The 14,696-nt window shown below is 43.2% G+C and carries 8 protein-coding genes and 2 pseudogenes; 8 read left to right on the top strand and 2 right to left on the bottom strand.

Translation table 11 applies throughout. The features are described 5' to 3' along the window. Positions 1-992: 992 nt before the first annotated feature. The 5 genes and pseudogenes from WN50_RS27390 to WN50_RS27375 all read left to right on the top strand — a co-directional run. Positions 993-3,445, top strand: a pseudogene (locus tag WN50_RS27390) (ABC transporter transmembrane domain-containing protein); the annotation flags it as partial. 1 nt (position 3,446) lies between these two features. Further along, positions 3,447-4,269 (top strand): peptidase domain-containing ABC transporter (locus WN50_RS27385; protein ID WP_152964943.1); only part of this gene is annotated, 823 nt, incomplete at its 5' end. 14 nt (positions 4,270-4,283) lie between these two features. Beyond that, positions 4,284-4,472, top strand: a pseudogene (locus WN50_RS34915) (multidrug ABC transporter permease); the annotation flags it as partial. 754 nt (positions 4,473-5,226) lie between these two features. Next, positions 5,227-6,903: a beta-barrel domain-containing protein gene (locus WN50_RS27380; RefSeq protein ID WP_235441151.1), complete on the top strand. Its 1,677-nt coding sequence runs from the start codon at positions 5,227-5,229 to the stop codon at positions 6,901-6,903. Between the two features lie 103 nt (positions 6,904-7,006). After that, positions 7,007-7,267 (top strand): HetP family heterocyst commitment protein, encoded by a 261-nt coding sequence (locus WN50_RS27375; protein ID WP_046280105.1) that lies wholly within the window; start codon positions 7,007-7,009, stop codon positions 7,265-7,267. A 686-nt stretch (positions 7,268-7,953) separates the two neighbouring features. Here the strand turns inward: WN50_RS27375 and WN50_RS27370 are convergent. Continuing rightward, entirely contained in the window at positions 7,954-9,933 is a 1,980-nt protein-coding gene (locus WN50_RS27370) for a calcium-binding protein (RefSeq protein ID WP_046281941.1), read from the bottom strand. 273 nt (positions 9,934-10,206) lie between these two features. On the opposite strand from WN50_RS27370, the gene WN50_RS27365 reads away from it, so the two are divergent. The 3 genes from WN50_RS27365 to WN50_RS34910 all read left to right on the top strand — a co-directional run bounded on the left by WN50_RS27365 (position 10,207) and on the right by WN50_RS34910 (position 13,007). Beyond that, positions 10,207-11,415: a calcium-binding protein gene (locus WN50_RS27365; RefSeq protein ID WP_049560762.1), complete on the top strand. Its 1,209-nt coding sequence runs from the start codon at positions 10,207-10,209 to the stop codon at positions 11,413-11,415. A 205-nt stretch (positions 11,416-11,620) separates the two neighbouring features. Then, positions 11,621-12,817, top strand: coding sequence for a calcium-binding protein (locus WN50_RS27360; protein WP_049560765.1), 1,197 nt, complete (start codon positions 11,621-11,623; stop codon positions 12,815-12,817). 43 nt (positions 12,818-12,860) lie between these two features. Continuing rightward, entirely contained in the window at positions 12,861-13,007 is a 147-nt protein-coding gene (locus WN50_RS34910; protein WP_160315425.1) for a hypothetical protein, read from the top strand. A gap of 158 nt (positions 13,008-13,165) precedes the next feature. Here WN50_RS34910 and WN50_RS27355 read toward each other — a convergent pair whose 3' ends face one another. Further along, positions 13,166-14,341: a cupin domain-containing protein gene (locus tag WN50_RS27355; protein ID WP_046281940.1), complete on the bottom strand. Its 1,176-nt coding sequence runs from the start codon at positions 14,339-14,341 to the stop codon at positions 13,166-13,168. Positions 14,342-14,696: the final 355 nt, after the last annotated feature.

Here is a 14,696-nt window from a genome sequence, read left to right as displayed (position 1 = left end):
TCTGCGTATTTCCTCAAAGTGTGGGGATGCAAGCCCAGAAATTCGACCGCCTTTCTGAGTGGTATATATGCCATGAGTAAACCGTAGCATATATAAGCAAATATAAGTAAATTATTTACTGTTGATTAACCCCCGATTAGTCTTCTCCTGGGGATTGGGAGTTTCAGGGGGTAATGGCCTACAGCTATCCGGGGTATAACCCCCCATTTGTTTTGGGGTTGGGATTTGGAGTTTAAAGATATTGTAAAGTTCAGAAGCCTGGAACCATATATCTTCTAATCAATTTTAAGACAACTTCAGAGCTTTTTTAAAGATTGTGTAAAGCTGGATTGATATCCTCGACATTTGATCAAACATATGTCAATCTTCTAGATAGCTGTGAAATCAAAGTGAAACCTGAGATCCTCTCAGGTGAAAAGAGTTAGGGCAGGTTGATTTAGAGTGGGCCTGTTAGACTAATTAAGTTTCTGTGTTGTTTCTGTCGGTCTAGCCTGATTTTTGGCCATTTGCAGTCAGGTTTAATAAAGGCAGGCAGAAAAAATTGAGGAAATCTAACTCAGTTAAAATGGCTGGAATTTAAGTTTAAAAATCTTTCATCTCATAAAAACCAGTTACACGTTTAGAACAGTGCAATTTTGTAGAGACTCCAGTAATTTTACCTCTGGAAGTTTACTGCAAATTTATATCTAAAAAAAGAGCAGATTAGCTTATGAGTTTAGAAGAGATTCACTGTTGTTAAATGCCTTTCTCAATCCGGGAAAGATAAAAAGATCAAAAAATCTATGCGTAATGAAGCTTTCAGCCTCAAAATTTTTTAAAAAATAGAGGACTGAATCAACACTTTCTGCGTTCAGAAATCGGCAAGCACAGATCTCCAACGCAAGACCAGACAATTTTGGGGTTAAGTGCAATCCTAAACCAAATTTCTAGCCTGGTTTTTCATAAATCAGAATAGCCCAAGTTACATTCGGAGTTACACTCCCTGAATATCTATGACCAACTCGAATTATCAGTTTCGGTATCCTACTGACAACCAGAGCCGAAAAAAGGGTGCATCAGAGAGTATTCCAGCCTTTGAAAAACTCTTAACCCTTATCCAGGTTGATAGTAGTCTGGCTGTTAATCTCAGTCAGGGAGCCGAAGTATATTGCTATGAGCTAGGAGATGAGATTGCCATTGCAGCGAGCAATCATTCTCCAGATGTAAACAATTATCAACTCAATCAGTCCCCAAATTCTGTTCAGGGCAAACATGATGATGCAATTTATCTGATTTGTGAAGGTCACGTTAGACTAATCGCTACTGACCCTAGCAAAGACCGGGAAGTTTCCGTTTCCCTGCTGGAAGCCGGAGAAATGTTTGGAGGCGATCGCCATTGGACAAGCCTCGAACCTTTACCCTATCAAGCGATCGCGGCGAGTCCCGTTACCGTTGCTCGTCTAACCCTTAACACCCTAAAACCCTGGCTTGAGAAATTTCCCCAATGGCGAGAGGAACTACAAACGACAACCCAACAACGCCAACGTCTGATTTTTTTCAAAACCCAAACCGAACTGCGGCGTTTAACCAGTTCTCAACTGCGAGAACTCTTACCCCAGATCAGCGAACGTCAAATTCCAGCCCAAACCAAACTCAAAACGGCAACACCCCAATCAAATGGGCGTTACTGGCTGTACCAAGGAGAAATCACGGGAACAGAGTCTCTTCCCCAACGGGGACAAAGTTGGGGCTATCCCGATACTACCCCGCCCGCGTGGGTAGCCCAAAGCCCTCTAGTGATTTATCACCTCTCAGTCGAAGATTGGCAAAATATTTCCCAAAACCCGACAACCGGCTCTAAATCCGTCTCTCGTCCCTCAATCTCCGTTCAACCCTCCGCCAAAAAAGCGACACCAATCCTGACGGCTGTTCCCTCACCTGCTGATGTCGAAATCGAACTTCCCAAGCCTCGAAAATACAAGGGAGGACCGGGACTTTGGCGGCGTTATCCCTGCATTGAACAGCAAAGTTCCTCCGACTGTGGCGCTGCTTGTCTGGCGACAATTGGACAATACTATGGCAAAACATGGAGTCTGAACCGCTTACGAAACCTAGCCGGGGTGGGACGTTCCGGTGCCTCTTTAAAAGGATTAGCACGGGCGGCTGAAAGTTTAGGATTTCAAGTTCGACCGGTACGAGCCAGTTTGGGACGGCTAGAAAACCAAAAAAATCCCTGGATTGCCCACTGGCAGGGGGATCACTTTGTTGTTGTCTGTTGGGTAAAACGGCGCAAAGTGTTAATTGCTGACCCCGCCGTTGGAAAACGGGAGTTATCTCGTCAAGAATTTATCGCCGGATGGACGGGTTATGCGTTGTTGGTTGACCCCACAGAACGACTAGAAGAGGTCGAGAGCGAAAAACGTTCTTTGGGCCGATTTATGGGGGTGTTATGGCCCTACAAAGGTTTAGGATTGCAAATCATTTTGGTTTCAATCTTGATCCAAGCTTTTGGTATGGTTTCGCCTCTGATTACCCAAATTATTCTTGATCGAGTCCTGGTCAACAAAAGCCTCACCAGCTTACACGTCTTTTGCTTGGGGAGTTTGCTATTTGCCGTTTGGGGTTTGGGATTATCTTCAATTCGACAGTATTTGTTGAGTTATCTCTCGAACCGCCTGGATTTAACCATGATTAGCGCTTTTATCCAACACACCCTCAAACTTCCCCTGAAATTTTTCGAGTCCCGGCGAGTTGGCGACATTATTACTCGGGTTCAGGAAAACCAAAAAATTCAACGATTTCTGATTAGTCAAATTTTGTTGGCGTGGCTGAATTTTGTCACGGGGTTTGTCTATTTGGGATTGATGCTGTACTACAACTGGCAGCTTACCGTCTTGATTCTGGGTTTGGTGCCGCCGATTATCATCTTAACTTTGGGTTCAAGCCCCTTTCTTCGCAAAATCTCTCGCCAAGTGTTTAATGCATCGGCCGATCAAAGTTCAAGCCTGGTGGAGATGCTGACAGGGATTGCGACGGTGAAATCAGTGGGGGCTGAACAGGAGTTGCGCTGGCGCTGGGAAGAACGCTTCACCGACCAGCTTAATATCAGATTCAAAGCCCAAAACTTCGCGATTAACCTGGGGGTTGTGAGTGGCTTAATTAACAGCGTTGGCGGAACAGCGGTACTCTGGTTTGGGGCGATGTTGGTGATTCAAGATCAATTAACCATTGGTCAATTTATGGCGTTTAATATGATGCAGGGTAAGGTGATTGCACCTGTGATTGCCTTGGCGGGTTTGTGGGATGAACTGCAAGAAGTGTTGATTTCGGTTGAACGTCTCAATGATGTTTTTGACACTGAACCGGAGGAAACTCCCCAAAAGCCTTTATTGGTTTTGCCTCCCCTGCAAGGTCATATTAAGTTCGATCAGGTGACGTTTCGCTATAGTGAGGATGAGAACAACACNAGTGTTGATTTCGGTTGAACGTCTCAATGATGTTTTTGACACTGAACCGGAGGAAACTCCCCAAAAGCCTTTATTGGTTTTGCCTCCCCTGCAAGGTCATATTAAGTTCGATCAGGTGACGTTTCGCTATAGTGAGGATGAGAACAACACCTTAGAAAATCTTTGTTTTGAAATTCAACCGGGAGAAACCATTGCGGTTGTTGGTCGCAGTGGTTCGGGTAAAAGTACCTTGGTGAAGTTATTACAAGCCCTCTATCATCCTAATAGTGGTCGCATTTGGGTCGATGGACATGATGTTCGTCATGTCTCCTGCCAGTCTCTGCGAACTCAGATGGGGGTTGTGCCGCAGGAATGTTATCTGTTTTCGGGGACGATTTTGGAAAATATTACTATCTATCGATCCGATTATACGTTGGAAGAGGTGATTGAAGTCGCCAAGTTAGCAGAAGCTCATAGCTTTATCCAAAGCCTACCCCTGGGATATAACACCAAAGTGGGAGAACGAGGATCAAGCTTGTCGGGAGGCCAACGTCAACGGGTGGCGATCGCTCGCGCTTTGTTGGGAGATCCGAGGATTTTAGTTCTTGATGAAGCAACGAGTTCTTTGGATACAGAAAGTGAACGACGCTTTCAACGGAATTTAGAACAGATGAGTCGCGATCGCACGACGATTATTATTGCTCATCGTCTGTCTACGGTTCGGAATGCGGATCAAATTTTGGTACTTGATCGGGGGGTGTTAGTGGAAAAGGGAAATCACCAGCAATTGATGGAGACTCAAGGGCTTTACTATCATTTAGCTCAACAACAACTTAATCTTTAATCTCCCTTAATTTNCGGAATTTAGAACAGATGAGTCGCGATCGCACGACGATTATTATTGCTCATCGTCTGTCTACGGTTCGGAATGCGGATCAAATTTTGGTACTTGATCGGGGGGTGTTAGTGGAAAAGGGAAATCACCAGCAATTGATGGAGACTCAAGGGCTTTACTATCATTTAGCTCAACAACAACTTAATCTTTAATCTCCCTTAATTTCTTTCATTACATAAAAATTAGGATCGGTACATCTGAGCCTCAGTTTTGTTCTAACTGAGGAGGCTACGACCTATCGGATATCCTTTCCTGATCATCTTTTTGATAGTCAAACAACAAGTTTTTGATTAAATTTGATGATAGCAACACCAAAAGACTTCTAATTAATGTTTGGGGGTGATGAAAAGCTTAATATTTTATTAAACTATTGAGTTTTTAGGTGGCAATTTGATCATTCCCATCGGTTAAATGTCAACAACAAATCAAACAGGTTATACCCTTTAGAAAATTTACAAAACTTGAAATGAAATTCTTCAAAAAAATAGCAAAAATTGCCAAATTGGCAGAATCATAAACCCCTATCAGTTATAATACTAATAACTTTGAGTTTCAGCCTGCCAGTCATCACGTTTCACAGCTTAATAGAGGTATATCAAAAATATACATCCACCAACAAAAGCAGTTGTCTTTTCTCGATTGAGAGTTGGTATGCCTCTGGTACGGGCGANGTTATAATACTAATAACTTTGAGTTTCAGCCTGCCAGTCATCACGTTTCACAGCTTAATAGAGGTATATCAAAAATATACATCCACCAACAAAAGCAGTTGTCTTTTCTCGATTGAGAGTTGGTATGCCTCTGGTACGGGCGAACCGAATAGAATATTGATCACCCCTTTTGCGGCGAGTGATCTGGTGAATTCGCTCCGACTCTAAACCCAACGTTGTTACAACATTTAAAGTGATGAGCTTCAACATTGTACCTCGCTTCCGAAAAAAACGAACTCCTGAATCAGATTCTCATTCAGAGGATAAGCAGAATTATTTGCATGATTTAAACTTCTCCCGAGAAGAGATTGAAAAAGCCCACTCCATCAGAGGTGGAGTAACAGGTTCTCTTCCCCTAAGCCCGCCTGTTTCCAATCGTACTTATCCCTTCATCCCGAAAGATAAAGACTCCGAAAAAACCGTTTCTGACTCCGGAAATTGGTCAACTGCTTTACAGGCAGTATTAGATCAACCACCCGCCTCATTTCCGATGCGAGTCTTTTCGGGTGGCGCGGTATTTTGTATCGCATTTGCAGCCTGGGCGCATTTCGGTACTGTAGAAGAAATCGGTAATGCCCAAGGTGAATTAATTCCCCAAGGAAATGTTTACAAAGTTCATCCGATAGAAATGGGGAAAATTGCCACTTTAGCCATCAAAGAAGGGGATGCAGTTAAAGCGGGCCAAGTTATTGCTGAACTTGATAGTCAATTGGCTTTAGCAGAAATTGAACGACTCCAACAACAACTTAATGCCTTGGAAATTGAACAAACCCAAAAACAAGGATTTTTAGAAAGAACTCATTTAGAAAAGAAAAGTCGCAGTGCCATTTCAATGGCTCTAATTCACACCCATGAAGCAGAAATTGAACGGGTAAAAACACAAATAAAGGCCACTGAACGGATATTAAGTCAGCTAAAATTACAAGCGGAAAGCGCTCAAGCTAGACTAGAGAATATAGAACCCTTACCGACGCAAGCGGATGAACTTTTGGAAAAACTTGATGCGGATAAAGCGGCATCTATTGAACGGATTGAACGGCTAAAACCATTAGTTGAAGAAGGGGCAATTTCTCAGGACTTATTGTTTCAAGCTGAACAATCTTTACGCGATCGCGAACGAGCGATTGTTCAGGCTCAATTGTCCGAGAAAAATAGCACTAAAGAACAGGTGTTTCAAGCCCAGCAAATGTTGCGAGAGCGTCAACAGATGATCACTCAATCTGAAGGGGAATTGCAACAGTTGCAAGCCGAAGTGAATCGTCTTTATGTTGAACTAGAACAAAAACAATCAGAAGCCAAAGCCGTTGAGATAGAAGCCGATCAGAAAATTCAGCAAATCGAGCTAGAAATCATTCAGCTTCAAGCCTCAATCAAAGACACTAAAACTGTGTTGACATCGGCAAAAATGAAACGAGAGGAGCGATTTATTTATGCTCCGGTTGATGGTTATATTTCCACTTTGAATGTTAGCAATATTGGAGAAGTCGTTCAACCCGGACAAAATATTGCTGAAATTTTACCGGAAAATACCCCATTGGTTTTATTGGCTAGTATGCCCAGTAAAGATGCGGGTTTTATCAAGGTTGGGATGTCGGTGAAGGTAAAGTTTGATGCTTATCCTTATCAAGATTATGGCATCATCGAAGGAACTCTTACCTCGATTTCTCCCGATACCAAAGTTGAACCCAATCTACCACCTGTATATCAGCTTGAAGTTGAGTTAGAACAGAATTACGTCCTGGAAAATCAAGAAAAAATACCATTTAAACCGGGACAAACAGCAACGGCAGATATTATCATTCGTCAGCGTCGCATTGCTGATGTATTACTCGAACCTTTGCAAAAGTTTGAGAAGAATGGTATAGATCTTTAGTCCTTTATGCTTCAGTTTGATGAGTTTTATCTGAACCTACTCGTCATATAATATTGAAGAAATCGATCAAATTTTAAGTCCAACCAATCTGGGAAGCATTCACATGAACTATTCAAATAATCCTTCTTCTAATCAGCGAGATAAAGCAATGAGCGAAGAACAATTTAATCAGGTGATTGATGCCATACTAGCCGGAAAATATTCCTGGGCTTGTGTTTTGATTCTCCGATTTGCCGGTTATAATCCTTTGCATTATATTCCCTACCGCACTTACAATCGGTTAATGAAAGATAATAATCAAGGCGAAAAAAACAAGAGCCATTCCTTTTGCCCATCTGATCGCACTCGAGAGAAAGTTTGTTGAGACAACAATTTTTAATCAATTTTAACATCCTTTTCATAACAAATTTGTTGACATTTTCTGTATCGTCACCCTGAATGAAATTAAGGGTCTGTGGAGATTCTCCACCTCCCTGCCAAATCTGCTAGCTTCACCAACGCCAGGTTTCAGAATTACAACTGAACTTTGGAAAGCAACCGATTGACTTGAATATAGCGATGTGCGTTGGAATGAACGACTAAACTCCTGAAACCCGGTTTCTTAACAAATCGGGTTTCTTTGTTTGCCGACTTGATATCATGTCCGGTTGATTAATTCTGTTATGGGGTGGGGCGGGTTTATCTCAATCTCGGAGTAGTGCTAAAGATATTNCTCAATCTCGCAGTAGTGCTAAAGATATTGACTGAACCCGCCCCTACAGAATCATTATTTATTAGTCGGACATGATATGACTTCATCGCACTGAAAACCGCTATAATTTTTTTTTAACCCCTAGTCATGGATTAATTATTGTTGTCAAAATTATCAAACAATACTCAAATCAACAATCTTATATGAAAGATATAAAATAATGCTACAAGAGGCAATAGACAAGCAACAGTTCTCCCCATCTCCCCATCATATGTAGCAAATATTTAAGGATTTCATATTATTAATGTCGCCGGAATAGCTACTCCAATCTGATGAACTTTACTGAACGGATAAGATGATCAAACCGTGAAGAAATCTGTCAGCGTCAAGACGGTTTCACCGATTGTCAAAGTCGTTTGACCTGTTGCATCAACGCTGTCTAGCACAACACCTACAACGCTACCTTGATTAATTTCCGAGCCAATTTGAATTAAGGTCGCATCTGAATTTCCGTCACCATTGGAGTCAAAAACGGTTAGTGTTATATTATCTGTGGAAAGTTCTCCAGAAACCACAATCAGATCGCCTTCTTCTGGGTTAAAATCAATTACTTGATCGGCTAGCAACGGGTCATTCCCAAGATTAACATCCTCTGCGGCTAAGACAAACAGATCGGCACCGAAGCCACCGCTCAAAATATCGCGGCCTAAATCACCCGCAATCAGATCATTGCCTGTTCCACCAATTAAGGTGTCATCTCCTTTTCCACCCCAGAGAACATCGTTACCATCATCTCCATTCAGGAGATCCTGATCAGAATTCCCATTGAGGATATCGTCACCGCCAGCGCCAAAAATCTGATCATCTCCTGCCAGACCTTGGAGATCGTCATTGGCGGCACTGCCTGAAAGAATATCATTATCGGGAGTAGCTTCGGGAATCTCGTCCGTGAATGCCTGAAGGTTTTCGGGTTCAACTACTGTGAAGTCGGCTTCAGTTAGAGTGGTTGATCCGACGGCATCAACGGTTCCGAAAACCACTGCTAAACTAACATTCTCTACACTCACTTCCGTAGCATCCAGCACACCATCACCATCAAAATCAATGGTTTCCAGGGTGAGATTTTCTAGGGAGAGTTCTTCGGTTAACCCGATGCGATCGCCTGCGGTGGAATTGAAGTCTACAATTAAATCTGAATCTCCCGGATCTATATTCAAAACAAAGGTATCGCTTCCTTCTCCTCCTTCGAGGGTATCACCACCCAAGTCGCCAGAGAGAAAGTCATTACCTGCCGATCCGATCAGGGAGTCATTGCCTTTACCGCCCCAGATTGTATCATCTCCTGCGCCCCCTTCAAGGGTATCATTGTCGGAGTTGCCGTAGAGTCGATCATTCCCTCCTTGGCCAGAGATGAAATCGTTGCCATCAAATCCCCATAACGTATCACTCCCAGATTCCCCTACGAGTGTATCGTCGCCGATCTCATTCTCAGATGGGTCTTCAGAAGCGTCGTCATCATCCTGATCGGAGTTGTCTTCAGAACCGTCTTCGTCGTCCTCATCAGAGTCGTCAACTGAAGCATCCTGGGAGTCCTGATCGGAGTCATCTTCAGAATCAACCCGAGAATCATCAGAGTCGTCAACTGAAGCATCCTGGGAGTCTTGATCGGAGTCCTGTTCAGAATCAACCCGAGAATCATCAGAGTCCTCTTGAGAACGGTCTTCATCTAAGTTATCAGAGTCATCTTCAAAATCAACGCTAGAATCATCAGAGTCGTCTGGGAAACTGTCCTCATCGAAGTCATCGAAGAAGTCTTCTTGATCCTCTATTTCATCATCGGGTGAATTCTCATCAGTGACATCTTCATCTTCATCTGAAGAGTAATCATCGTTGGGTTCAACGATATTGTCATCGTCCAAGTCTTCGTCAAACCCTTGAGGTAGATCTACATCACTTAGATCTACATCCTGATTGATATCTATCTCTAGATCTTCTGTAGCTAGATCTTCTGAGATCGGATTAAATTGTAATTGCTCCTCAAGCTCTTCAAGTTCTGCCTCGTCTATCTCAGTAGTCTCGATTGTACCACTCGAATCTGATAGAGTTGTTGTGCCATCAGCCATGACATCTGTCGATGAAGCTTGGCCGGAAGCACTCAAACTAATACTGTCAGCTTCACCAAAAATCGTTTCGCCACTGTAGGCGTCTCCTGTGGGGGAGCTGGCACTGACCTCGCTACTACCCATAACTCCATTGTCACCGACAACAGCTACAAGGCTGGTAGAGACGGTGCTAACTCCATTAGAAGTTGAGAGGGCGGATGAGTTGCTATCAGCCATGATAAGATTCCAGAAGGTAAAGCTCAGGTATTTTCTAACTACTCCATTGAAGTGGATTTTTAGATAACCGTGTTGCCAGTTTGGCAGAAATTGGAATTGTAGATCGCAATTGTATATGCAAAGTATATTCAAAAAATTAATTCATGCTAGAGTTACGCATTTTGGTAAAGATTCAGTAAAACTGCCAAATTGGCAACCTTTTGTTAACAAACTCTTAGATCTTGGAAAGGAAATGTAATTCATCCTAATTGCTAGCTATAGGAGAAAAATACAATGGCTTCATTTATCGGAACTAATGAGAATGACACTCTTGAAGGTACAGAGCAAAATGACGATATTGTGGCACGGGATGGCAATGATCTGATCAGTGGACTCGGTGGAGATGATGTGGTTTCTGCCGGCCGAGGTGACGACACCATTGAGGGAGGCAGTGGCAACGATCAACTCCTGGGAAGTAATGGCAACGACATCATAAAAGGGCAAGGGGGTAATGACCTCCTCAATGGCGGTGGAGATGATGATATCCTTGAGGGCGGCGACGGCAACGATACGGTTCTTGGAGGCAGCAATAGCCGAGGCCAAGTTCCCATTTTTGTACAACAATTTGACTCGAATGGCAATCTCATTTCTGAAGTCAATCTCGAAGTCCCCGGGATTGTCGGTGCCGATCAGATCATCGGTGGCTTAGGAGAAGACCTGCTGAGTGGCGATGCTGGTAATGACATCATCGATGGCGGTGCAAGCTTTACGGAAAACCCCGTGTTTGACCCGAGTCCAGATCAGATTCTCGGAGGCATTGGTGATGACCTGCTTTTCGGGGGGGGTGGCGACGATACCATGCTCGGTAGCCTTGGAGATGACTTTATGATTGGCCAGAGTGGTAACGATCAAATGCTAGGTTCAATCGGTGACGATACCATGCGTGGAGACGGTGATCCCTTTGGCGCTCCTGACGGCAATGATTTTATCCAAGCAGAATCTGGCAATGATTTTGTGATTGCCGATGGTGGTGACGACTCGGTTTTGGGAGGCGGCGGTGAAGATACCATTCAAGGTGGCAAAGGTAATGACACCCTCCTGGGACAAAATGGTGATGACGACATCTCAGCGGGCGCTGGCGCAGACATCCTCAATGGTTTTGGTGGGGGTTCACCAGGTGAACGAGATATCTTGAGAGGGGGTGCAGATGGCGCTGCTGATACCTTTGTGTTGGGAAATGTCAATCAGGACGGAGAGAGTGTATTTTTCTACCTCAACCCCGATACCAATGTCAATCCCCCCAGAGATGACTTTGCAATTATTGCCGGCTATGAAAATGGTGTTGATACGATTCAATTGGCGGGAATAGCAGGGAATTACACTCTAACCGTCGATGCCCTCTTCAGTCCCCAGGATTTATTAATTATTGCCAATACTGCCGAACCGCAAATAGTGGGTGTTGTGGTCGCTGCTACTGCCATTCCCAATTTCACATTCGTCTAATCTTGGCGATCGCTAATCATAAACAATTGCACAAACCTATAACCTTGGCTGGGTTGAGTTATTTTTCTCTCAAGAATTTTGATTAAAAAGGTCCTTAGGAACTGCCAAAGTTTGAGAAGCATCCTATGGAACTTCTAAATCTGGGGCATTTTCTGAAGTCCTTTGAAGTCCTTTATTTAAAGTCCTTTCAGGGGGAACTAAATTCATGTCATCACCAACCCTTTTCTTACAACCGACGGGTTCAACCACTGACACAAACTTTGTCGAAGCCTTAGGAGATGCTCAATTCTTCAACTACAGTCAACCTGCTTCCAACAGTATGACTTCGGCTGAACTGCAAGAGTTAGTCAGAGGAGGAGTAGCGCAGGCGATTGCCAGTGCAGATGCAACTTTTATCAACGATCCTGCCTTCACCAGTCTGTTTACAGAAGCCTTTGCTGAAGGAGAAGAGGAGGAATATAAAGTCAAGAACAAAAGTAAAGCCGAAGTAACGGCAACTTTTGAGATTCCCGCCAATGAAACCTTTTCCTTTGACTTCTTAGCCGATATTTCTTTAACCGCTAAAGAAATTGAAAATCCGGATGCTGAATTTAGCCGAGCAAGGGCTAAAACAACTTTTTTAGTTTTAGATACCACCGATCCGGATAATCCGAAGATTCTCGATTATTTTGGGATTCAGGGGCGGCTCATCTCCTCTGAAAATGTGGCAACAACAAACTCGCGCTCCAGTGGCAATATTAGCTTTACAACCAGCGTCGATCGAGATATTAATGGCAACAATGGTGAAGATTTCCTCGATGTGAGTATTCTTTCCGGAAACTATTCGCGTACCTTTAACAGCGATACCCAGATCTCGATCGTTGAAACCAATACCACTGCCACCAAGTTGTTGGGAGATACTTATATTGACAACCTCGGTTCAGATGTTATCTATGGCAGCATTTGGCAAGATGACATCGATGGCACCGGGGGTGCGGACAAAATCTATGGCAGCGCCAACAGAGATAACATCCAAGGTCAGGGTGGCAATGATATCCTCGAAGGTGGTGGTGGCCGAGATCGCCTCGCTGGAAATGGCGGCAACGATCGAATACACGGTGGTGACGGCCGAGATGTCATAATCGGAGGTCGGGGCAGCGACATCTTGGCTGGAGGTGAGGGTCAAGATGTTTTTGTATTTGCGGAAGGAAACAGTTTTCTTCGTCGTGAACTGGATATCATTCAAGACTTTGAACTCGGCCAGGATCAAGTGGAATTCCGCAACTTCGGCAATTTTGATCCCTTATCTCTGCTTGAGGATACCGGATTGGGTGCAATTCTCACCTTAAATACAGGCGGACAACTTCTATTTGAAGGAGTTAGTTCCAGTCAACTCAGTAATGCTGACTTCCTGTTCGCTTAAAGGTTTTTCAAGCTTGATGTAGATCGCGGTTTCCTTTGACTTCTTGGCAAATATTTCTTTAACCGCTAAAGAAATTGAAAATTCCGATGCTGAATTTAGTCGGGCTAAATCTAAAACCACTTTTTTAGTCTTAGATACCACCGATCCGGATAATCCGAAGATTCTCGATTTTTTTTGGGATGAAGGGTGAACTCACCTCCTCTTAAGTCCGGGCTGTTTAGTTTGCTCTCAGAAATTTTATAACCTAATAAGCCCAGTTTCTCAAGGGAAGATGCCTAAAATTTAGACTTCCCTTTGATCGAAACTGGGTTTTTTTGATTAAGCCTAGACTTAACCATTACTATTGTTTTAATCTGCGACAATAAATCCTTCTTTGATTAACGACGCAAGTAATGGCAAAATAACGATTTCTAGGTCAGCCTCCGGCAACCACTGAGCGACATCCTTGGCTGTAAAGGTCTCAGTTGTAAATAGCTTTTCTACTAACTTTTCTATCGTATTAATATCTAAGCCTTTAAACATCAGCTTTTTCGTACCCGTCACTAACTGACACTTTCCTTCATCCAGAAATTCTACGATAACTTTTTGGTGCTTTGCGAGTCTTAGGCGAGTATCCAGTTCTTGCTCAAATAAGTTAAATCCAACTTGATTGGGCAGAGAAATTTCGGGATGACGACTGCTACCCTTTAATGACTGAAATCGCACATAACCTTGACTCAACTCCTGTTGTTTTACTCTCAAAGTTGTGCTGAGGTGATCCAGTAATCTCTGGCTGTAATCTTTAAGTTGAGAGGTATCTCCTTCTAAAATCAAAGGCAAATTTTTGCGCCAAATTTCTTCCTCTTTAATTTGGTCAACCAGCCAATCGAGCAAATCGCTGCCAACGAAGCAGCGCATACCGAGCGTCAGATGAAGGGAAGGTTGATCGTGGGCGATAGCATAGTGCCAATGTCCGCGCGGAATATAAAGGAAATCTCCGGGATTGAGAACACATTGGATGTATGGGGGTTCTTCCGGTGGTTTCTGACCACTCCGTTTCCAATTTTCTCGGGGATATTGCTCAGTTTCCCCAAATACAAACCACTCTTTTTGTCCCTCAATCTGAAACACCAACACTTCGTGGGTATCGTAGTGACACTGAAATGCCTGCTGACCCGGCCAAGAACAGTAGAGGTTGATATGTGCTTTACTATGACCAATTTCCCGCTGTAGTCCCCATACCAGATCGGCTAAAGCCGGAACCCGATTATGAAGATGATCCATAACTAAAGTCGCCCCTTCTTTACAGCGTTTCACCCAATCTTGAGGGTCACAAGCTGGCAAAGTATTGCCCTGAACTGTAAATCGTATATTAGGATGGCAAAACTCATGAAAGTTGAGTAAATGATTTAGCTGTTGCCAAGAAAACAAGTGCTGAAACTTCCCAGGTTGTTCACTCGGGATTAAAATTCCCCGTTTAGTCCAGTTTTCGGCTAAAAATTGTTCAACTGGGTAAGGATGCAAAATACTGGAGAGAGTTTGCATAGTCTTGAGAACCAAATTGTTTGGGATGAGCAATGGGACTGCAACGTTTTCTAGCTCCTCAAGGGGCTGAAAATCTATATCAATATCCTAAAAAATGGGAATGATATTCCCAATTGTGAAAATGGAATTAATATTTAAGACTTTAATTTTATAATATTCTCAAATATTTCGTTGCCAGTTTGGCAGAAAATTCGGTAATTTTTGTAAAGCTACAGGCTTTGTAGGCACTCCTGTTTAACTGAAAATAGAATTAAGTAGACCAACGCTTATCTCGTTGATCTACTCAAGTTAAACAAGAATTAATGAAAGTTGTCCTTTTGTCAGGCAACTTTTATTTATTATTAGCCAGTAATAG

The organism is Limnoraphis robusta CS-951, from assembly GCF_000972705.2.
The sequence above is the reverse complement of the archived record's forward strand: the minus strand, read 5'-3'. Positions and strand labels throughout refer to the sequence as shown.

What these genes read in the sequence shown, in the direction of transcription:
- WN50_RS27355 (WP_046281940.1), bottom strand. Translation starts at nt 14,341, where the DNA reads ATGCAAACTCTCTCCAGTATTTTGCATCCTTACCCAGTTGAACAATTT.
- WN50_RS27375 (WP_046280105.1), top strand. Translation starts at nt 7,007, where the DNA reads ATGAACTATTCAAATAATCCTTCTTCTAATCAGCGAGATAAAGCAATG.
- WN50_RS27380 (WP_235441151.1), top strand. Translation starts at nt 5,227, where the DNA reads ATGAGCTTCAACATTGTACCTCGCTTCCGAAAAAAACGAACTCCTGAA.
- WN50_RS27360 (WP_049560765.1), top strand. Translation starts at nt 11,621, where the DNA reads ATGTCATCACCAACCCTTTTCTTACAACCGACGGGTTCAACCACTGAC.
- WN50_RS27365 (WP_049560762.1), top strand. Translation starts at nt 10,207, where the DNA reads ATGGCTTCATTTATCGGAACTAATGAGAATGACACTCTTGAAGGTACA.
- WN50_RS27370 (WP_046281941.1), bottom strand. Translation starts at nt 9,933, where the DNA reads ATGGCTGATAGCAACTCATCCGCCCTCTCAACTTCTAATGGAGTTAGC.